The organism is Planomicrobium sp. MB-3u-38 (assembly GCF_002836425.1).
In the GTDB taxonomy this organism is placed as follows: Bacteria; Bacillota; Bacilli; order Bacillales_A; family Planococcaceae; genus Planococcus; species Planococcus okeanokoites.
On the sequence record NZ_PJBO01000004.1, the window covers coordinates 14,159 to 35,557 of the forward strand.

Genomic DNA, 21,399 nt, shown 5'->3' on the forward strand with positions numbered 1-21,399 from the left:
TTGTATCATATTCGGACTGCAAGGTATAATGGGGGAGCAAGCAGCAAATACAGAGAGTGGGGTTTTTGATATGGAAGGATTGGATGGCGGTAAATTCCGTGTACATTCTGACGAAGTGACGAAAGCGGCACATGAAGCGCTGGAAAGACGGGGAGTCTCAATTGAAGAAATTGCTAAAATCGTATTTGAAATGCAGGAACCTTTCAACGAAGGGCTTCAATTGTCGCATTGCATTGAATCTGTAGAAAGTGTCCTGCTGAAAAGGGAAATACAGCACGCGCTTCTTGTCGGCATTGAAATGGATGAGCTTGCTGAGCAAAGAAAGCTGTCCCGCCCGTTACAGCAGATCGTCGATTCGGATGAAGGGCTGTTCGGCGTGGATGAAATGATCGGCCTTGGTGCGGTATTGACATATGGCAGTATAGCAGTCACAACATTCGGGCATCTCGACCGCAATAAAATCGGCGTCATACGCGAGCTGGATACAAAAGCGGGTGGGCAAGTCCACACGTTCCTGGATGATCTCGTCTCAAGTATTGCAGGCTGTGCCAGTGCCAGAATTGCACACAGACAGCGCGACCTCGAGGAAAAAGGCAAAGATTTCAAAGATATTTCACCGGATGAAACTGCTCCGGAGATGCATGTGGATGGCGCAGAGACATAATGGCTCTAAAGGCTAAGGGATGAAAGCGGTTGCGCAATCTTAATTTCATTGACATTTGGATATAAAGTCATGGTATTATGATGATAGGAACATATAAAAATTATTAAGGGGAGGTCAAATTATGGTAAACAAGAAATTTGGTTTATTCGCGGGAATCGCTTTGGCTGGATCTGTATTCCTTGCTGGCTGTGGAGATGATTCTGCAGACACGGATACGGAAAACGGCGGAGAAAGCGGCGGTTCATCAGATCCTGAATTCATCAGTATCCTAACTGGCGGAACAACGGGAACTTACTATCCGCTTGGCGGAGCAATGGCTCAGATCATCGAAGACGAAACAGGCATTGACACGACTGCCGAAGTTTCACAGGCATCTGCAGCCAACATGACTTCACTTAAAGACGGCACAGGGGAAATTGCATTCGTTCAAACGGATACAGCTTTCTATGCTTCTGAAGGTACGAATATGTTCGACGGCGAAGTGATTGATTCAGTTTCTGCAATCGGCGCTTTGTATCCTGAAACAATCCAGTTGGTAACAACTGCTGACTCAGGAATTGCTTCATTTGAAGATTTGGCAGGGAAATCGGTTTCAGTCGGGGCACCTGGATCAGGTACTTACATCAATGCTGAGCAATTACTCGAAATCCACGGCATGACAATGGATGATATCGATGCTCAGAACCTTGACTTCGGTGAATCCCAGGAAAGCCTTCAATCGGGCCAGATCGACGCTGCGTTCATCACAGCAGGTACACCTACTGGAGCTGTTGAAAGCTTAAGCGCAACTGCTGATGTAGTGATCGTACCGGTTGCTGAAGACAAAGCGAACGAACTGATTGAAAAATATCCGTACTATGCACATGATACTGTACCATCAGGTGTCTACGGTTTGACGGAAGAAGTGCCGACTGTATCGGTTTTGGCTATGTTGGTGGCACAAAACGACTTATCGGAAGATACGGTTTATAACATCACAAAAGCGATCTATGAAAACACAGATAAAATCCAGCACGCAAAAGCTGAATTCATCAAATCTGAAACGGCTCTTGATGGAATCGGAATCGATATCCATCCAGGTGCACAGAAGTACTTTGATGAAGTAAATCAATAAGAATTTGTTGAATAATTGACGATAAAGCGAAAGCTTTATCGTCGTTATTTGTTTTGAACAACGGAGGAGAATGAATTATGCGAGTAAATAACAAGCAGCGTTTTCTTCTGATTCTGATAGTCCTCATCTTAATCAGCTCCGCTTTCTTATTCATCCCACTAAAAAGAAGCATAGTGTTCATCAATAACGAAACAGATAAACTCACGGCCTATTCGCTATTGACTCAGCCCCGTTTTCAGATAAAATATACACATTCCATCCATTTATCAGATGTAATTGAAACTTTCATAGCCCTTCCGGATAACACGATGAAATTGACTGAGCTGGAATATGAAGATTTTAATATTGGAATGCCTTCCAATGCAGGAGAAGGGGAAGTATTTGTCGAAAAAGACGGTAAGTATTTCATCAAAAATATGGACAGGCGGTTACCGGAATTCAGTATCCTGATCGGTGATGTCGATGCTGGCCTGTCTTTGATCAAAAAAGGAAAAGAGTATGATTTGAAAAAGACACTCGTCAGAGGAAAGACGTATACGTTCCGTATTCAGCGGCTGTCATTTTTCCAGCAATTAAAAGGAGTGAATATTGATGACCAATAAATTACCGCCGGAAGAAAGAGAAGAGCAAAAATTGCCGCCTGAAGATGATACATATATTTCAGAAGAAAAACAGAAAGAAATTCTGCAGAAATACGACCCTGAATCCAATACACGTGATTTATCAGGCATTATGAAACATGTTGTCTTCTACGGGCTATTGGCTTTTGCGCTGTTTCAGTTATATACGGCGATTTTCGGCCAATACACAGCTTATATCCAGCGTTCAGTCCACTTAGGATTCGCGCTTTCCTTGATCTTCATCCTGTTTCCTGCACGGAAACGCAAAGGGGTCCGCCATAAAGTTTCGTGGTATGATTACGTTCTTGCCTTATTGTCCCTTGGAGTCGGTGCATATTGGCCGATCATGTATGAAGACTTGGTATTCCGTATCGGACGGGTTACGGAACTCGATTTCATCGTTGGGGTCCTGGCTGTCCTGCTGGTGCTTGAGGCTACACGAAGAGCCGTAGGTATGCCAATTACTATTATTTCGGGGTTATTCCTGACATATGCCTTTTTCGGTCCTTATTTCCCTGGATTCCTGCGGCACAGAGGCCAGGACCTGGAGTCCTTGATCCAATTGATGTTCTATACGACAGATGGAATTCTTGGAACGCCGATCGGTGTTTCCGCTACATTCATATTCACGTTCCTGCTATTCGGCTCATTCCTGGTCAAAACAGGAGTAGGCCAGTACTTCAATGACCTGGCTGTATCTTTTGCCGGTAATTTAACCGGTGGACCCGCAAAAGTGGCCATCTTCTCCAGTGCTTTGCAAGGGACGATTTCAGGAAGCTCCGTAGCCAACGTTGTAACTTCCGGTTCTTATACAATTCCCATGATGAAAAAATTGGGGTATAAAAAGGAATTTGCAGGCGGGGTTGAAGCGGCAGCTTCGACAGGCGGACAATTGATGCCGCCGATTATGGGGGCTGCAGCCTTCCTGATGGTTGAGTTTATCGGAGGCGTAACATATTGGGAAATTGCCAAAGCGGCAGCGATTCCCGCGCTTCTTTATTTCACTGGTGTCTGGATCATGACCCATTTCGAAGCGAAACGAATCGGCTTGAAAGGCTTATCAAAAGAAGAGATGCCGGATCGCAAAGAAGTTTTGAAGAAAATCTATTTGCTGACACCGATCTTTGCCATCATCATTTTCCTGTTGATCGGTATTCCGACAATGCAAGCTGCATTATGGGGTATTGTTTTAACAATTGTCGTCAGTGCTTTTGATAAAGAGACACGTTTGAATTTCAAAGATATGATACATGCCCTGGTCGATGGGGCCCGGACGGCGCTGGCTGTAGCAGCTGCTACGGCGGCGGCTGGTATTATTGTCGGGGTTGTTGTTAAGACTGGCCTCGGATTAAGTCTTGCCAATGGTCTTGTTTCAGCTTCAGGCGGTAACGTCCTGTTGACGTTATTCTTCACGATGCTTGCCGCAATTGTACTGGGGATGGGTTCACCGACCACGGCCAACTATGTTATTACATCCACAATTGCAGCTCCGGCAATCATCACATTGCTGATGCTTGAATATCCGGAAGGCGCAACGACACCATTAGTGGTAGCTTTATCTGCCCACTTGTTCGTATTCTATTTCGGCATTATCGCCGACATCACCCCACCGGTAGCATTAGCGGCATTTGCCGCATCCGGCATATCAGGGGGAGAACCGATCCGGACGGGATTTGTGGCAGCCAAGCTGGCAATTGCCGCGTTCATCATTCCATATATGTTCGTTCTGTCTCCATCCCTGTTGATGATCGATACGACCTGGCCGGAACTGATATGGGTGCTTATCACCGCCATCACTGGCATGATCGCTATCGGTGCTGGCTTGATCGGATACTGGTACCGCAAACTATATTGGTTTGAACGGATCATTATATTTGCAACAGGTCTCGCTTTGATTTATCCGGAAGGATTATCAGACACAATCGGAGCAGTCATTTTTGTTATCATGTTCGCTATCCAATGGCTTGCACGCGATAAAAAAGAACCAAAAACAACTGAAGCATAAACTAACCCCCGTAAAGCTCTGAATGAACAGAGCCTTACGGGGGGTTTCACTTTGCTAATAAGATTTATCGCTAGAGTATTGACATTTTATGAGATGGCGATATAATTAAAAATGTCCTTGAAATTGCGATTCCTTAGCTCAGCTGGGAGAGCGCTACCTTGACAGGGTAGAGGTCGCTGGTTCGAGCCCAGTAGGAATCATTGGGTGCCAAACCCGCAGCAGGTTTTAGGAACAGAATCTGCTTGAAAAAGCCGTCACCTTCGGGTGGCGGCTTTTTATTTTATTATCTAAAAATAGTTTTTGCTGTATTGAAACTTCATGCATTTATTGTCCACTGCCGCGGAATCCACTGTCGATGGCTTCCTGTTCTGAACAGAACCATTCTTCAGGATTTGTCTGTTCATAAGAGGAACTGCCAGGCATATGATAGATTTTAGCGCCTTTACTATTAATATTCCCTTTTATTTCACATTCCCGTGCATCCTGTCCAGTATCCGTTTTCTCGTTTTCGAAAACTGCATCGCTGTCAAAGCCACGATCCGTTGCATAATTTTCATATTCCCAGATGCCAATTTCCTGTTCTTTAGCCATTTGTTCAGCTTCTTTAAATTCTTCAAGATAGCGTGTATTCGGCGGGAATACATAAGCTACACGGGCATGGCCAGTTTCGAGAAGCTGTTGCTGGACACTTTCGCCGTCGACATACAAATAAGCGAGCAGACGGCCATAATCATCCAGGCGGTCACCCACATCGAATTCAATGCTGACCTCCCCTGATTCGATCAGCCGGCGGTTTTCTTGAGTCGCTTCTGTGCCAAGAGGCTGTTCACCTAACCGGGGGTGATTGGTTTCAGGTGTATCAATAAGTAAATAACGCACCGTGGTTTCTTTTCCTTCATACATTATCCGGATAGTGTCACCGTCAATAACGGAAACGACTTCAACAGGCATCCGGCTGCTGCTTCCACCAGTATCGATGGAATCGGTCAGCCCGCAGCCGGCCATTACCAGAATGGACAGCAAAACAATCAGTTTTTTCATATTGGCATCGCCTCTTTCGTTAACTCATTATATTTTGAACCGGCAAGGCTTTCAATCAAAAGAACATCTTTCCTTTATGTAATCATTATAGGGAGGAAGCATCTTACATTGGCCAAAGCAAAACGCCTTTCTCAATTGAATATTGAAAAAGGCGTTTTTATGTAGGCTTGTGACGGGATGCGTTAGACACTGACAATTATATTTACGACTCCATTTCCTGGTTATGCTGCCCATAGTAAAGAAAAGCTTCCTCATCGACATTTTCAAGTTTTTCCTTATTTAAGCCGATTTCCAATTCACCGCTGAATACAGGTTCCCACCAATTTGTGTTTTCATTCATCGTTAACTTCCTCCTTTAGAAGATTACTGGTTTAATTGTTTGACTATTCCATACCCTTAAAGGTTACACTAATAAACAGAGGAAACGAAAATAAGCCTTTTGGCCTTAGAGAGAGGGATTTCATGATTTCGATTGGAATTATCGGCGCCGGTATAGTTGGCGAGAGGATCATTAAGCAAATCCAGCAGGAAAACGGAGTTGAAATCATAGGCGTGTTCGATGAAAATTCCGAACGTCTTCAAACTTTGAAACAAATGTATGATGTGCCTTTGGCTGCCAGCCTTGACGAAATTTTTTATTCGAAAGCGGATTGGGTTTATATTGGAACCCCGCCGGCTTCGCATGCAGCAATCGCTAAACAGGCAGCCGATGCGGGATTGAATGTTCTCAGTGAAAAACCGCTTGCGCATAACGCGGAAGCCGGAGAACAGATGGTGGCGGCAATAACAGAAAATCGTGTCCGTTCTGCGATGCATTTCCCGTTGATGTACAGTCCCGCGGTGCACGAGATGGCCAAACGCTCGAAAAATGGCAGTATCGGTGAAATCATCAGAATCGAACTTCAGACTTTCTTTCCTGAGTGGCCGAGGGCATGGCAGCAGACTCCATGGATCGGCTCCAGGCTTGAGGGCGGTTTTATCAGGGAAGTATTCCCTCATTACCTGCAGTTGATCCATCGTATTTTTGGCGACATTGCCTTTGCGGAACACCATGTCAATTACCCTGATCAGCCTGATCTTTGCGAAACAGGGTTGATTGCATATGGACTGGTGAACGGCAGCACACCCTTGTTGTTAACAGGTCTAAGCGGCGTTGGCCAAGAAGAACTTCTTCAATTTAAAATCTATGGCACCAAAGGCGTTCTGACCCTGGAAAATTGGTCTCAGCTTTATTTGGCTGAAAAAGGGCGGGAACGTATACAATTAACCGGGTTCGAAAAAGTGACCGGTTTATTTGAAGAAATGAAAGCGATGTCTACTGCACTTGTTCCGTTCGAAGAAGGCTTGGTTATACAGCGTTATATTGATCAGCTCACAGCTGAATAGTAAAACTTTAAGAGGAGGAACTTACATGAATTTTACGGCTAATGACGTGGAACGCATGATTGGGGAGCAACGCAATTTCTTTTATACAGGCGCAACCCGCTCAGCGGATTTCCGGAAAGCTCAATTGGAAAATTTGAAACAGGCCATTCTGGCTAATGAAGAAATTATTACACAAGCATTGGAGCATGATTTAGGAAAAGGCGAATTCGAAGCTTATGCGACAGAAATCGGATTCGTGCTCGACAGTATCGGCTATATGCAGAAAAATCTCGATGAATGGATGGAACCTGAAAAAGTGAAGACACCACTTCACCTTCAGCCTTCAAAAAGTTTTGTAATCCGTGAGCCATACGGTTCCGTTCTGATTATCGGACCTTTCAATTATCCCTTCCAATTGGTGATGGAGCCCTTGATCGGTTCGATTATCGGCGGTAACTGTTCAATCGTTAAACCGTCGGAAACAACGCCGCATGTGGCGCGCGCGATCCGGATCGTTCTCGAAGAAGCATTTCCGTCTTATTATGTACGGGTTGTGGAAGGGGAACGTGAAGAAGTCACTAATTTAATCCATGCTTCATTTGATTATATTTTCTTCACGGGAAGTGTCAAAGTCGGAAAAGTCGTCATGAAGGCAGCTTCAGAGAGGTTGACGCCGATTACACTGGAACTTGGCGGCAAAAGTCCGGCAATCGTCGACCAGACTGCGGACATCGATTTAGCCGCCAAACGGATTGCTTGGGGTAAATTGATGAATACGGGTCAAACCTGTGTGGCGCCTGACTATGTCTGTGTCCATGAATCCGTGAAAGATGAGTTCATCAAGAAGTTGACGAAAGCCATCAGCGGTTTTTATGGCAAAAATGCTCAAGCGAGTCCGGATTACGGACGAATCGTTTCCACATCACATTTTGACAGACTTGCTGAATTGATCGAAGCGGAATCCGGCAATATTATTTATGGTGGTAAAACAGATCGGGCCAACCGTTATATCGAACCGACCGTTTTGGATAATATCAGTTGGAACAGCCCAGCCATGGAAGATGAAATCTTTGGGCCGATTTTGCCGATCATCACTTACCAGGACCTGCCGCTGCTATTGAGACAAATCCGCCAGTTGCCGAAGCCGCTGTCAGCTTATATGTTCTCGGAAAATGAGCGTGCCATCAATTTCTTCCTGGAAGAATTGCCTTTCGGAGGCGGCTGTATCAATGATACCGTTTCTCACGTAGGAAGTGCGTACTTGCCGTTTGGCGGCGTCGGGCCATCAGGCATGAATTCCTACCACGGCAAAACAAGTTTCGAGAATTTTACCCACGCGAAATCGATATTGAAAAAATCGACGAAAATTTCGACCAATGTTTTGTTCCCGCCCTATAAAAATAAAGCGAAGTATATCAGAGGAGTACTGAAATAAGCGGCCTGCGGGTCGCTTTTTTCTTTTGGGAACTGATAATATAAGTTCAAGAGGTGATTCGAATGGCCGACCGCATTTTAATAATAGAAGATGAAAAGAACATCGCCAGGGTATTGGAGCTGGAATTGAAATTCGAAGGCTATGAAACCGGCGTGGCGCATTCGGGTTCTGAGGGGCTGATCAAATTCAGGGAGCAGGACTGGAATCTTGTGCTGCTGGATTTGATGCTCCCAGAAATCCATGGCCTGGATGTGCTGAAAAGAATTAGATCGGCGGATGAAAACTTGCCGGTGATTCTGTTGACTGCAAAAAATGAAGTGAAAGATAAAGTTGCTGGACTTGATCTGGGTGCAAACGATTACGTCACAAAACCGTTTGAAATTGAAGAATTGCTTGCAAGGATCCGAGCCAATCTCCGCACTAACGGCAATGGAAATTCGGAAATCCATCGATTCAATGAGCTTGAAATGGATGAAATATCCCGGGCAGTCAGCAGGAATGGCCGGGATATTGAATTGACTCCACGGGAGTTCGATTTATTGTTGTTTCTGATAAAACATCCGAAACAGGTGCTGACCCGCGAACAGGTGCTGAATGCCGTATGGGGATATGATTATTACGGTGATACCAATGTAATCGACGTCTACATCCGCTATTTGCGGAAAAAAGTGGATGCCGGAGAGAACTCGACCTACATCCAGACTGTGCGGGGAGTCGGTTATGTGCTAAAGGAGCAGCCAAATGAAACTGCGAAATAGAATCCATCTTTATTCGACATTGCTGATGCTGGTGATTTTAACCATACTCACCGCAGTTATTTACTACGCATTCAGTTCGCTCGCTTATTCGACAGAAGTCGATGAACTTGATTCTGTGAGCGAAGCGCTGCTGAGCACTTTCAACGCTAATGCAACCGTCGATCCTGATGAAATTTTACGCGCATATCTGCCAGTATCAGGATTGATCAAAGTCACTGATCAGGATGGCCGGACCTTAAAATCGGTGCAATCCCCGAACGTAACGACTCACTTTCCTGGTGAAATTGAAGAAGAGTCCGGCACGATGGTGGTTGAAGGGGAACGTTTTGCCTTCACGACAGCTCCGGTTATCTGGTCTGACGGAACAATAGCAGATCTTTTGATAGCAAAATCGCTGAGCGAAGTTTCAGGCAATCTGGAGAATTTGCGTTTAGTATTGGCTGCAGCTGTCCTGCTTGCGATGATTCCGGTGATTATTTCAGGAGCGGTGCTCGCCGGCATTGTTACCAAGCCGATTGCCGCGTTGACCAATACAATGAGAAGCATTCAGCGAAGCGGTAATTTTCAGAAGCTGCCGGTCGCTGAACAATCCAATGATGAATTGAAACAGATGGGACTCACCTTCAATGACATGATGGCTTTATTGGAAGAGAATTACTCGAAACAGGAAGAGTTCGTATCCAACGCTTCCCACGAATTAAAGACGCCACTGACCATTATCGGCAGCTATGCGAGGCTATTGGAACGGCAGGGATTGGATGACGAAGCCGTAGCAAAAGAAAGTATTGCAGCCATCCGCGCAGAGACTGACAGAATGAAAGAGATGATTGAACAGCTGTTGCTGATTGCCCGCAGAAATCAGACTGCGCCTGAAATCAAAAAAGTGGAGCTGGGCTCGTTTTTGAATGAGACGATTTCGGCTTTTAACCAATCATATGAACGGGATTTCCTGCTGGAAGTCGAGAAGGAACCGTTGATCGTACTGACTGATGCGGTAAAGCTCAAACAATTGCTCTATATTCTTCTTGATAATGCCCGCAAATACAGTTCGGACCGCATTGAAGTGATTGTGAAAGCGGAAGGGACCACTATAATTCAAATCAAAGATTATGGATATGGCATACCGAAAGATTCTTTGCCGTATGTTTTTGACCGTTTCTACCGGGTCGACAAAGCCCGGACAAGAGAGACAGGAGGGGTTGGCCTAGGGTTGTCGCTGGCTGCACATTTGGCCGAATTGCTGGATCTTCGATTGGAAATCGAAAGCATTGAAGACTTGGGAACCACAGTTTCTGTCATATTCTCATCAAATTTTAATGTTGCCGAAGTACAATTGAAGGAGGAGGGATCATCATGAAAAAATGGATTCCAATCTTAGCAGCGTGTATCATTTTAGGGAGCGCCATTGTTTTCTTCCTGCTCAATTCTGCGGATGATGTTAAAATGCTGAATGAAACTGAAGCCGCGGCAAAAGTCACCCAATTGTATGGGGGATCAGTAAATGCGGCTGAACTTAACGGAAATGACTTTTCGGTCGAGTTTCAGACAGATGAAGGATTATACAGCGCGCAAGTTGACCGTGAATCCGGCAGGGTGACTGCAGTTGAGCTGATTGAAAAGACAGGCCCATCAAAAGCATTGACTGTAGAACAGGCGGAAGAAATAGCGCTTGGGGAAGTGCAGGGTGAAATTGAAGAAATCAATTATTCAAAAGGACAAAATGAGTTTGCAGTAACAATCATGGGCGAAAAGGAAGTTTCCATTATTTCCTTGTCAGCGGAAACCGGCGAAATCCGTAAAATTGCTAATGAGGAAATTCCTCAGTCGGACTCGGAACAGCCGGAAGCTGAAATTCCACCGGAACCTGAACGTATCATCACCAGTGCCGAGGCGGAAGCAATTGCCAAGGAAACATTGGAAGGCGAAGTGCAGGAAGTGGAATTTACCCAAACACAGGACGGCGGTTATTACATGGTAGAAATTGAAAACGAGGAAACGGAACAGGAAGCCACCATCCAGATCCATGCCATCCGGGGAGAGACGCTATCTGTGGAATGGGATGATTGATATCGAAAAGCGACGGCACCTGTTAAGCTCTGAAAGGCATAAGACAGATCAGCGTAGTGGCTTTAGCTACGCAGCTGATCTGGCTTATGACCCGAAGAGCTGGGTCGCCGGAGTCTGGACACCGAAAAGCGTAAACGGCCGCTCAGCTCCGACAAGCGTAAGACGATTTGGCGAAGCGGCATCTTTTCAGCCGCGCAGCCAAAGTGGCTTACGACTCGAGGAGTTGGCCGTTGGAGTCTGGACACCGAAAAGCGGAAACGGCCAATTGCAGTTGCTAACCTAAGAACGCGACAGCCTGTCGCAACGGTTAGCTGACCCGCATCGTGCGGGCCTCCGACAATTAGAAAATCTTCATGGACTTCTCATCAAATTCTCATCTTGCCTTAAGGATACGCTCAGAAGCAGCGGATATGATAAAGGTATAACAAATTGAGGAGGAGAAAGAAATTATGAAGAAATTTATTTTATTCCCAGCAGCTGCAGGTGTATTGGCGTTTGGAGGAATCGTTCTGGCTAACACTGATTCAACAAATGTATCAGTAGAAGAAAACAACAGTCCAGCGAAAACTCAAAACTCTGTTTCAGAGAAACTGATCGGTTTTGACGAAGCCTCATCGATTGCACTGGAGCTTTCAGATGGGAAAGTGATCCGCGCTGAGTTGGATGAAGACGACGGAAGACAGCAATATGAAGTGGAAATCCAAGACACAGAATATGAATACGATTATGAAATCGATGCGTTGACTGGCGAAGTGCTGGAGCAGGATCGCGATCGTCTCGATGACGATGATGACCGTGAAGTGAACCTTGTAAACAGCAACGGCACACAAGCCGCTGCAGAAAACATGATTTCTGCTGATCAAGCTCAGGAAATTGCGTTGAAGGAAGCCGGAGCGGGACAAGTTGTGGAACTGGATCTGGACAGCGATGATGGCGTCTCCCATTACGACATTGAAATCGTGGCTGGCAATGAAGAGTTCGAACTTGAAATCAACGCGGCCGATGGAAAAGTCCTTAAATTAGAGCGGGATGACCGGAACGATGAAGATGACAGCGATGATGACGACGATGACGATGAAAGGGATGACGATTAATCATTTCATCCAAAAATAAAAGGAGCCAATCGGCTCCTTTTATTTTTTCGGCAGTACCACTTCGGCGGAAGTGCCTTTACCTGATTCACTGGTGATGTTCAGAGCGCCGCCGTGGTCCTGTATGATTTTTTGTGAAATGAGAAGACCGAGTCCCGTGCCATTCTCCTTAGTTGTATAGAAAGGTTCATAAATTCTCTTAAGATTTTCTGGAGGCATGCCGCTTCCGTTATCCGTGATTCGGATGGATACCTTCTCATCTGTGAGAGAGACGGTTAAATGGACTTTTCCAGTCCTATCGATAGATTCTACAGCGTTCTTGAACAGATTGATAAAAACCTGTTTCAATGAATGCTGTTCACCGTTTAGGATATAATCCGGCTCATCACTCCAAACTTCCGTATAGACAATTCCCTTCAAATTGAATTCAGAACTGAACAATAAAGTGATATTATCTATCAGCTTTCGCAAACTGATTTGTTTGATTGATGGGGCCTGTGGTTTTGCAAGGACCAGGAATTCGCTGATGATCAAATCGATCCGTTCCAGTTCTGAATGGATGAGCTCGGTATATTGCTTGTATGGATGGTTGTGATCCTGCTGCATCAATTGAACGAATCCCGAAATGACAGTCATCGGATTCCTGATTTCATGGGCAACGCCTGCTGCAATTTCGCCTGCAAGCTTCAATTTTTCGCTTTGCAGGATTAACTGTTCGGATTCTTTCTGGTACGTGATGTCACGGGAAATCACCGATGTGGCAATTACGTTTCCTTTTTTGTCAAAAATAGGCGATAAAGTAATTTGAGTATGGAATTTGGTACCGTCTTTTTTCATATCCACCGTGTCGAGCAAATTGAAACTTTTGCCTTTTAATAATTCCAGAGCCTGCAGATCTGCAAGCTCTTCTTTTTCTTGCGGATAGGGCTTGATTTTTTTTCCATAGGATTCTTCCGCTGACCAGCCATATAATTTTTCAAATGCAGGATTAATAGCAATGACGCGGTTGTCAGTATCAAAAACGGCCATTGCATCCTTGGCGGTTTCGAAAAATAATTGAAGATAGCCTTCGCGGGAAATAAGCGCTTCTTCCATCGACTTATTTCGTTCCTGCATTTGCTGCCATAAGCGGCTGAAGTAAAAAGTATGGAAAAATGTGAGCAGCATTATGATGAGCAGAAAAGTGAGAATTGAAAGGTGGTTATATTGAAAACTGGGCGTTCTCTCCAATTGCCCGAAAAAAAAGATCAGCACGATCACTTCCAATACAGTGGCGGCGCTCAGAACAGAAATGGCTCTAAGCTCGTCCGATAAAGCGGCCACCAGGAGTGGTACAGCAAAATAGACAAGTGTTACAGCTGATAATGATTCGATATTCAAAATGAATAAATATATATTCATTGCGTACAATAACAGTGAGCGGAGCAAATGCTCCGACAGCCGTGCCTTTAAAAATAACAGAGTAATATAGATGACCAGACCGCTAATCGGTGCAAAAACGGCTGCATTGAAACTGAAAATGATATTAAGTATTATATGCAAAATACTGGCAAAGCCGAAAATATGAAGGAATAATAAGTTTTTCTGGCTGGTTGAATTGGTTAGTTTCATCTTTCACCTCAGGATTCACGTCGATTCATTAATAATACTACAGTCAGGACTGTGCGAAAACGGCTGATTTTGATATGATTAAGCTATTAAGGGGGCGTCACGCATGACACATCAATGGAATTCGAAAGAAACGATTGGACTTTTGGGTGAATTGACATCGATTCCGAGTCCTTCCGGCTATACAATGGAAATAATGGATAAGATTAAAAAAATGATGGACAGCTGGAATGTCCATTATACTACAACCAATAAAGGCGGAGTCATAGCCACTGTCAAAGGTGACAATGATGAACGCCACAGATTACTGACAGCACATGTGGATACGCTTGGCGCCATGGTGAAGGAAATTAAACCATCCGGACGTTTGAAGCTTTCACTGGTCGGCGGTTTTAAATTCAATGCGGTTGAAGGCGAGAATTGTCTGATACATACAACTTCTGGGAAAACTGTTTCAGGTACCATCCTGCTTCATCAGACGACAGTCCATGTTTATAAAGACGCCGGGACTGCTGAGCGCAATGCAGATAATATGGAAGTACGAATTGATGAAAAAGTGTTTTCAGAAGATGGGGTTAGGGAACTTGGTATTGAGGTGGGCGATTTTGTGTCGTTCGACCCCAGGTTTGCCGCCACAGATTCCGGATTTATAAAATCCCGCCATTTGGATGATAAGGCCAGCACAGCTTTATTGCTCGAATTGGTGAAGCATCTGAGTCAAGCTTCTGAAAAACTGCCTTATACAACACATTTCTATATTTCCAATAATGAAGAAATCGGTTATGGCGGAAATTCAAATATTCCTGATCGGACAGAAGAATATATTGCGGTGGATATGGGAGCGATCGGAGATGGTCAATCTTCTGATGAATACACCGTTTCAATTTGTGCTAAGGATTCCAGCGGGCCATATCATTACGGGTTGACACGCCATCTCGTTTCCTTAGCCAAAGAGAATAATATCAATTATAAAGTGGATATTTATCCATACTATGGATCAGACGCATCAGCGGCGATCAGTGCGGGTTATGATGTAAAACACGCATTATTCGGTCCGGGAATAGAAGCATCACATTCCTATGAACGGACACATACAGATTCACTGAAAGCCTCGGCTGCATTGCTTTATGCTTATGTAATGTCACCGTTGGTTTCCTGATTAGGAGGATTTTCATGAATAGCAGGGAGTTACTCGAAAATATTCCTTATAAACTGCTTTCAGGCGAGCTGCCTGAAAAAATTGAACACATTACGATGGATTCAAGGGACGCTGTGCCTGGATCTCTATTCGTATGTATTGAAGGTTATACTGTCGACGGCCACGATTTTGCCGAACAAGCGACTAAATGCGGAGCTACACTCATTCTTTCCGAAAAACCGGTTGAAGTTGAAGGTTCAGCGGTGCTGATTGTGGAAGACACAGTCCGCGCGCTGGGCCAACTGGCTTCAAAGTTTTATAAGTATCCTTCCAAAGACATCCAGATGATCGGAGTCACGGGAACGAACGGGAAAACGAGCGTTGCCGGCATGCTTCATTCGATGCTGATGAAGTTAGGTGAAAAATCGGCCTTGACCGGAACAATCGGCTTTAATCTTAATGGTGAGATGCATCCTTCCGCCAATACGACCAGTGATGCCTTAACGACACAAAAAATGATCGCGAAAGCAAAAGAGGCTGGCTGTTCACATATGACAATGGAAGTCTCCTCACACGGATTGGTGCTTGGCAGGCTCGCAGGCGTCGAATTTAACACTGCCATTTTCACCAATCTCACGCATGACCACCTTGATTTCCATGGAACAATGGAAGAATATGGACATGCCAAAGGACTGCTGTTCGCTCAACTGGGACAGGATCTGAGTGAAAGAAAACGGGCAGTATTGAATGCGGATGATCCTTGGTCTGAACAATTCAAAAAGATGACTTCCCATCCGATTTTCACTTACGGAGTGGAAAAACAGGCACAATTCCGGGCTGATGAAATCTCAATGGACCAATCCGGCACATCTTTCCGTCTGACGTGCCCTGAAGGAGAATTTCAGGTTTCCATGAAATTGCTCGGCCATTTTAATGTGTCGAATGCGTTGGCAGCCATAACCGCTTTATATGCCGAAGGTTTCAGGCTGGATAATATATTGGAAGCACTGGCTGCAATCGATCCAGTCGAAGGCCGGATGCAGAAAGTGTCGATTGATGCTCCAGTAACAGTCTATGTGGATTATGCACATACACCTGATGCGATTGAAAAAGCACTGGCGGCTGTGTCAGGCTTCAAAAAGAATAAAATCATTTTCCTTGTAGGGACTGGCGGCAACCGGGATAAAACGAAAAGGCCGGATATGGCCAAAAAAGCGTCGGTTGCGGATTACGTCGTTTTGACAACAGATGATCCGAGGGATGAAGCATACGACAGTATCCTGAAAGATTTGGAAATTGGAATGGCACATCCTAATTATGCATGTATCGGCGACCGTGAAGAAGCGGTAAAACATGCGATTCAGCAATCGGAACCCGGAGATATCATAATCCTTGCCGGAAAAGGCCATGAAGATTATCAAATTATCGGGACCACGAAATTTCCACATAGCGACAAAGAAATTGCGAAACAGGAAGCGTTGACCAAATATAGCTGAAAAGAGGCCCTCAACGGCTTCTTTTTTTATGGTACGAATTATTAATTCTTGTTTTTTCACATTTCCTTCTCTAATATGAAGAGAGTAGATTAAAGGAGCGTAAAACATGTCAGCCCAAATTAAAAATGAAATTGAAAATAGAAGAACATTCGCCATCATTTCCCACCCGGATGCCGGGAAAACCACTTTAACCGAAAAACTTTTGCTGTTCGGCGGTGCCATCCGCGACGCGGGTACAGTCAAAGGGAAGAAAAGTGGTAAGTTTGCCACATCCGACTGGATGGAAATCGAGAAACAGCGGGGGATTTCCGTTACATCATCTGTTATGCAATTTGATTATGACGGCAACCGAGTCAACATTCTTGATACACCTGGACACCAGGATTTCAGTGAAGATACCTACCGTACTTTAATGGCGGTGGACAGCGCCGTTATGATCATTGATGTAGCAAAAGGGATCGAAGCACAGACAGTCAAGTTGTTCAAAGTTTGTAAAATGCGCGGAATACCGATTTTTACATTCATCAACAAAATGGATCGCCAGGGGAAAGAACCGCTGGAACTGATGGAAGAGCTTGAAGAAGTATTGGGAATCCAGTCATATGCGATGAACTGGCCGATCGGCATGGGGAAAGAATTTCTCGGAATTTACGACCGGTTCAACAAGCGTGTCGAGCCTTTCCGTTCGGAAGGCGACAGATTCCTGCCGATCGATGAAGATGGCGAATTGGCTGTCGATCACGATATGAAAAATTCTTCTTATTACACCCAGGCAATGGAAGATATTCAACTGCTTGATGAAGCAGGAAATGAATTTTCATTCGACCGCGTTAAAAAAGGTGAATTGACTCCTGTCTTCTTCGGAAGTGCTTTAGCAAATTTCGGCGTTCAGACATTTTTGGAGACTTATCTTCAATTTGCACCGTCACCGCAGCCAAGAATGACACAGGAAGAAGACATTGTAGATCCTGTAGACACACCGTTTTCCGGTTTTGTCTTCAAAATCCAGGCAAACATGAATCCGGCACACCGGGACCGTATTGCATTTGTCCGCATTGTTTCTGGAAAATTCGAAAAAGGGATGAATGTGACACTGGCTCGTACAGGAAAATCATTCCGCTTGTCCCAGACAACCCAGTTTTTGGCGGATGACCGTGAAATGGTGGCAGAAGCAGTTGCGGGAGATATCATCGGTTTGCATGATGTCGGAAATTATCAGATCGGTGACACCATCACCAGCGGCAAGAAGTTTCAATTTGAAAACCTTCCACAATTCACGCCGGAATTATTCGTTAAAGTAACTGCGAAAAACGTAATGAAACAAAAGCATTTCCATAAAGGGATTCTTCAGCTGGTTCAAGAAGGTGCCATCCAATACTACAAAACGCTGCACATGGAAGAAGTGATTCTGGGGGCAGTGGGCCAATTGCAGTTTGAAGTTTTTGAACACCGCATGAAAAATGAATACAATGTGGAAGTTCGGATGGAGCCGATCGGTTCCAAAATCGCCCGCTGGATCGAAAACGAAGAAGATGTGAAAGAATCGATGTCCAGCAGCCGTTCGATGTTAGTGAAGGATCGGTTTGATAATTTTGTTTTCCTGTTTGAAAACGAATTTGCGACACGCTGGTTCCAGGACAAAAATCCGGGAATCAGGCTTTACAGCTTGTTATAAAAAATATATTTACATCACAGGGAGCTGCCAATCTGCTTCCTATGAAGCACCAGAACCTGCCGGAAGGCAGGTTCTTTTATGATTCCAAATAAGTATGTTTTGTTCACAATTTTGATATATCCAAATTCATTCCAAAGGTTTAAGTTTGCGGTGGCCGGCAGTTTTTCTTATGATAAAAGAACGAAGTAACAGAGAGGGTTTGACACAATGAAACTAAGTGATTTTTCGATACGGAGACCGGTTTTGACCACTGTCACCATGCTTTTGGTCATTATTTTGGGGGCGGTGTCCTTTTTACGGATTCCGGTGACTTTAATACCAGAATTAAATCCACCTATAGGTGTAGTGGTGACTACTTATAATGGTGCCAGTCCGACAGAAGTCAATGAAAAAGTGACAAAGCCTCTCGAGGCGAACCTTTCAACTTTGCCGGGTATCGAATCGATCCAGTCGACTTCACAGGAAGGATCGAATTTCATCCTTCTCGAGTTTGACTGGTCCACTGAAATTGATGACGTGCAAAGCGATATCCTTCAGCGCATCGACCAAACATTCCTGCCGGATGATGCGGGAACGCCTCAATTCCTGAAATTCGACCCCTCACAGTTTCCGATTTTGCAGCTCTCTTTGCGCGCAACCGAATCGGATGTGGATATAAGAGTTCTGGCAGAGGAATTGGAAACGGAATTGCTGCAGACTGAAGGCGTAGCAAACGTCAATATTTCAGGGACTCTTATAGAAGATATCCTGATTTCGCTCGACCAGGAATTATTGGAAGAAAATGGCTTGCAGCAATCCGATATTGTGCAAGTCATTCAGGGAAGCAACGTTTCCATGCCGGGAGAACCGATCGAGAGTGAAGATGGGCGGAATTTAACTACCCGGGTGATCAGCACCCTGACAAGTGCAGAAGAAATAGCAGACCTGGTTGTAACAGTGGATCCGCTTGATGGCGAGAACCTGATAATCGGGGATGTGGCTGATGTTTCACTGGCCGAACGCGACCGCAACAGCGAAACGCGCGCGAACCAGGAGCCGGCTGTTTTACTTGCGGCCTTGCAGGAATCCGGCGCAAACACTGCGGATGTTTCAACCGCTTTTCAAGAACGTCTGGATGAACTCCTGGAAGAGGAACGATTCAGTGCTGTTGAAGCCGATATTCTTTTTGACCAAGGGGATTATGTTAAACTGGCCGTCGGAAATATCGGACAGACCTTAATCTTCGGAGGCATTTTTGCAATGCTGGTCCTGTTTTTCTTCCTGCGTGGAGTGAAAAGTCCGGTCATTATCGGTATTGCAATTCCATATTCCGTCATCGTTACTTTTGTGTTGATGTATTTCGCAGATTTTGCCTTGAATATCATGACACTCGGGGCATTGGCCCTGGGAATAGGTATGCTGGTCGATAATGCGATTGTCGTCATTGAAAATATCGAGCGGCATCTGGCGATGGGCAAACCATCGAAGAAGGCGGCTTCAGATGGGGCGAAGGAAGTTTCTGGTGCCATTACCGCCTCCACATTGACTACGGTTGCAGTTTTTGTTCCTGTAATTTTCATTTCAGGGCTGATCGGTGAAATATTCTTCGAATTTGCGCTGACGATTTCCTTCAGTTTATTTGCTTCATTAGCAGTCGCATTGACGGTTGTTCCAATGCTTGCTTCAAGAATGCTTACGAAGCCGAAAGGCAATGTCGAAGCCAGGAAAAGAAGATCAAAAGGGCTTAAGAACTTTGAACGCTCAATCCGCTGGGCATTGCGCCACCGCATACTTGTCCTGTTGATTACTTTAGTATTTCTGGTAATAGGGGCATTCGGCGTTTCGCAGGTAGGTACCGAATTCTTGCCGGCTACTGATGAAGGTTTTGTCAGCGTCTCAGTCGAACTTGAAAACGGCTCTGCCCGATCAGCGACTGATGAAGTAGTGACGATGATCGAAGAAGAACTGGAAGCGGAAGAAGATGTGGATGTTTACGTCAGTCTCGTAGGAACCACCCAGCAGGGCCAGGCTCAAGGTTCATCGGAATCCAATGAAGCTGAAATCTATATCAAGCTGGTTCCGCTGGATGACCGTGAGCGGTCTGTATTCGAATTTGTGGATGATGTCCAGCCTCAAATTCTGGATAAAGTGGGAGAACGGGCTGAAGTCGGATTCAATCTGCAGACTGCAGCCGGATCCACACCCAACACATTATCCTTTACTGTAACGGATACAGATCCTGTCAGACTTGATGAAGCTGTTGAAAGGATCAGTGAATCATTGAGCAGTTTGTCGACGGTTACTGAATTGACGAATGACCGCGATGAAACAATCGATGAAATTCAAATTACAATAGACCGTGAAACTGCAACTGAATATGGCATGGCACCTGCCCAGATCGCTCAGGCTGTGAATAATATCACCCGTGGTGTGCAGGCTACCCAAGTGATAAATGAGCAGGAAGAAGTTCTCGCAGTATTTGTTGAAATCAAGGAAGAAGACCGGGACAGTTACCAAAAACTGCAGGAGTTGAGTCTCCGGACGCCTTCCGGAACATTTGTGGAATTACAGGACCTTGCTGAAATAGAAATTGCCCAGGGACCGGTCAGCATTCAGCGCGTTGACCAGGCAGGAAGCGTATCTTTCACTTTGCAGCATCAATCTGATGTCACAATGGGTGATATGTCGGATGAAGTGGACGCGGCGCTCGAAGACCTGAATCTGGACGATGGAACCATGATAACGTTTGGCGGAGACCGTGAACTGTTCGATAACGCCATCAATGATATGATAATGGCTGTCCTGTTGGCAGTTGTACTTGTTTATATGGTAATGGCGGCGCAATTTGAATCGTTCAAATATCCTTTTGTTATCATGTTCACTGTACCGCTCATGGTTATTGGTGTGGCAATCGCCATGTTTGTGACGCAGACACCTATCAGTATAACCGCAGTCATCGGTATACTGGTTCTGGTAGGGATTGTCGTCAATAACGGGATTGTGTTAGTCGATTACATCAATAAACGCAAAGAAAGCGGATTGGAATCCTATGATGCCATCATCACATCCGTGCGTGACCGGATGCGGCCGATTCTCATGACGGCATTGACGACAATATTAGGGCTTGCCCCTCTTGCCGTAGGCATAGGGGAAGGAACAGAAATCAACCAGCCGATGGGAATCGCAGTAATCGGCGGTTTGATCAGTTCGACTTTCCTTACATTGTATGTGGTGCCGATTGTCTACAGTCTTTTCGATAAAGAAACAAGATCGATGAATAAAAAGTGAGCCAATGGGCTTGCTTTTTATTTTTGTATTTTTTATTGGAATATTTAGTATAATT

General features: G+C 45.0%; 17 protein-coding genes and 1 tRNA gene. 15 read left to right on the top strand and 3 right to left on the bottom strand.

The genetic code is table 11. The features are described 5' to 3' along the window. Positions 1-70: 70 nt before the first annotated feature. From CXF70_RS02830 to CXF70_RS02850, 5 genes are all read left to right on the top strand, one after another. Complete coding sequence (locus CXF70_RS02830; protein WP_101801455.1) at positions 71-664, top strand: phosphatidylglycerophosphatase A family protein; 594 nt, start codon at positions 71-73, stop codon at positions 662-664. Between the two features lie 121 nt (positions 665-785). Then, complete coding sequence (locus tag CXF70_RS02835; protein ID WP_101801456.1) at positions 786-1,778, top strand: TAXI family TRAP transporter solute-binding subunit; 993 nt, start codon at positions 786-788, stop codon at positions 1,776-1,778. A 77-nt stretch (positions 1,779-1,855) separates the two neighbouring features. Continuing rightward, the gene (locus CXF70_RS02840; protein ID WP_101801457.1) at positions 1,856-2,380 is read left to right on the top strand and encodes a DUF1850 domain-containing protein; all 525 of its coding nucleotides are present in this window, start codon (positions 1,856-1,858) and stop codon (positions 2,378-2,380) included. Further along, the gene (locus CXF70_RS02845) at positions 2,370-4,403 is read left to right on the top strand and encodes a TRAP transporter permease (RefSeq protein WP_101801458.1); all 2,034 of its coding nucleotides are present in this window, start codon (positions 2,370-2,372) and stop codon (positions 4,401-4,403) included. The genes CXF70_RS02840 and CXF70_RS02845 overlap by 11 nt, the downstream gene beginning before the upstream one ends. A 127-nt stretch (positions 4,404-4,530) precedes the next feature. Continuing rightward, positions 4,531-4,603: transfer RNA gene (locus CXF70_RS02850), tRNA-Val, on the top strand. A 124-nt stretch (positions 4,604-4,727) separates the two neighbouring features. Here CXF70_RS02850 and CXF70_RS02855 read toward each other — a convergent pair. Together CXF70_RS02855 and CXF70_RS18305 are read right to left on the bottom strand one after the other, a co-directional pair. Next, positions 4,728-5,444 (bottom strand): thermonuclease family protein, encoded by a 717-nt coding sequence (locus tag CXF70_RS02855; protein ID WP_101801459.1) that lies wholly within the window; start codon positions 5,442-5,444, stop codon positions 4,728-4,730. Positions 5,445-5,646: 202 nt separating this feature from the next. Then, positions 5,647-5,784: a hypothetical protein gene (locus tag CXF70_RS18305; RefSeq protein ID WP_199172780.1), complete on the bottom strand. Its 138-nt coding sequence runs from the start codon at positions 5,782-5,784 to the stop codon at positions 5,647-5,649. A 122-nt stretch (positions 5,785-5,906) separates the two neighbouring features. Between CXF70_RS18305 and CXF70_RS02860 the strand changes: the two genes are divergently transcribed. The 6 genes from CXF70_RS02860 to CXF70_RS02890 all read left to right on the top strand — a co-directional run bounded on the left by CXF70_RS02860 (position 5,907) and on the right by CXF70_RS02890 (position 12,163). After that, positions 5,907-6,830: a Gfo/Idh/MocA family protein gene (locus CXF70_RS02860; protein ID WP_101801460.1), complete on the top strand. Its 924-nt coding sequence runs from the start codon at positions 5,907-5,909 to the stop codon at positions 6,828-6,830. Positions 6,831-6,855: 25 nt separating this feature from the next. Continuing rightward, positions 6,856-8,244 (top strand): aldehyde dehydrogenase, encoded by a 1,389-nt coding sequence (locus CXF70_RS02865; protein WP_101801461.1) that lies wholly within the window; start codon positions 6,856-6,858, stop codon positions 8,242-8,244. Positions 8,245-8,306: 62 nt separating this feature from the next. Further along, on the top strand, positions 8,307-9,002 hold the full coding sequence (locus tag CXF70_RS02870; RefSeq protein ID WP_101801462.1) for a response regulator transcription factor: 696 nt from the start codon (positions 8,307-8,309) through the stop codon (positions 9,000-9,002). Continuing rightward, positions 8,986-10,359 carry a sensor histidine kinase gene (locus tag CXF70_RS02875; protein WP_101801463.1) on the top strand — a complete coding sequence of 458 codons (1,374 nt, stop codon included), beginning with the start codon at positions 8,986-8,988 and terminating at the stop codon, positions 10,357-10,359. Before CXF70_RS02870 ends, CXF70_RS02875 begins: the two co-directional genes overlap by 17 nt. Next, the gene (locus CXF70_RS02880) at positions 10,356-11,069 is read left to right on the top strand and encodes a PepSY domain-containing protein (RefSeq protein ID WP_101801464.1); all 714 of its coding nucleotides are present in this window, start codon (positions 10,356-10,358) and stop codon (positions 11,067-11,069) included. Before CXF70_RS02875 ends, CXF70_RS02880 begins: the two co-directional genes overlap by 4 nt. Positions 11,070-11,518: 449 nt before the next feature. Beyond that, positions 11,519-12,163 carry a PepSY domain-containing protein gene (locus tag CXF70_RS02890; protein ID WP_101801466.1) on the top strand — a complete coding sequence of 215 codons (645 nt, stop codon included), beginning with the start codon at positions 11,519-11,521 and terminating at the stop codon, positions 12,161-12,163. Positions 12,164-12,202: 39 nt separating this feature from the next. Here the strand turns inward: CXF70_RS02890 and CXF70_RS02895 are convergent, their stop codons facing one another. Next, a complete protein-coding gene (locus CXF70_RS02895; protein ID WP_101801467.1) occupies positions 12,203-13,771 on the bottom strand; it encodes an ATP-binding protein in 1,569 nt (522 codons plus the stop codon). Positions 13,772-13,874: 103 nt separating this feature from the next. Between CXF70_RS02895 and CXF70_RS02900 the strand changes: the two genes are divergently transcribed. The 4 genes from CXF70_RS02900 to CXF70_RS02915 all read left to right on the top strand — a co-directional run bounded on the left by CXF70_RS02900 (position 13,875) and on the right by CXF70_RS02915 (position 21,344). Then, positions 13,875-14,927 carry a M42 family metallopeptidase gene (locus CXF70_RS02900; RefSeq protein ID WP_101801468.1) on the top strand — a complete coding sequence of 351 codons (1,053 nt, stop codon included), beginning with the start codon at positions 13,875-13,877 and terminating at the stop codon, positions 14,925-14,927. Between the two features lie 14 nt (positions 14,928-14,941). Beyond that, complete coding sequence (locus tag CXF70_RS02905) at positions 14,942-16,402, top strand: UDP-N-acetylmuramoyl-L-alanyl-D-glutamate--2,6-diaminopimelate ligase (RefSeq protein WP_101801469.1); 1,461 nt, start codon at positions 14,942-14,944, stop codon at positions 16,400-16,402. Between the two features lie 106 nt (positions 16,403-16,508). Then, complete coding sequence (locus CXF70_RS02910; protein WP_084244798.1) at positions 16,509-18,077, top strand: peptide chain release factor 3; 1,569 nt, start codon at positions 16,509-16,511, stop codon at positions 18,075-18,077. Between the two features lie 207 nt (positions 18,078-18,284). After that, complete coding sequence (locus tag CXF70_RS02915; RefSeq protein WP_101801470.1) at positions 18,285-21,344, top strand: efflux RND transporter permease subunit; 3,060 nt, start codon at positions 18,285-18,287, stop codon at positions 21,342-21,344. Positions 21,345-21,399: the final 55 nt, after the last annotated feature.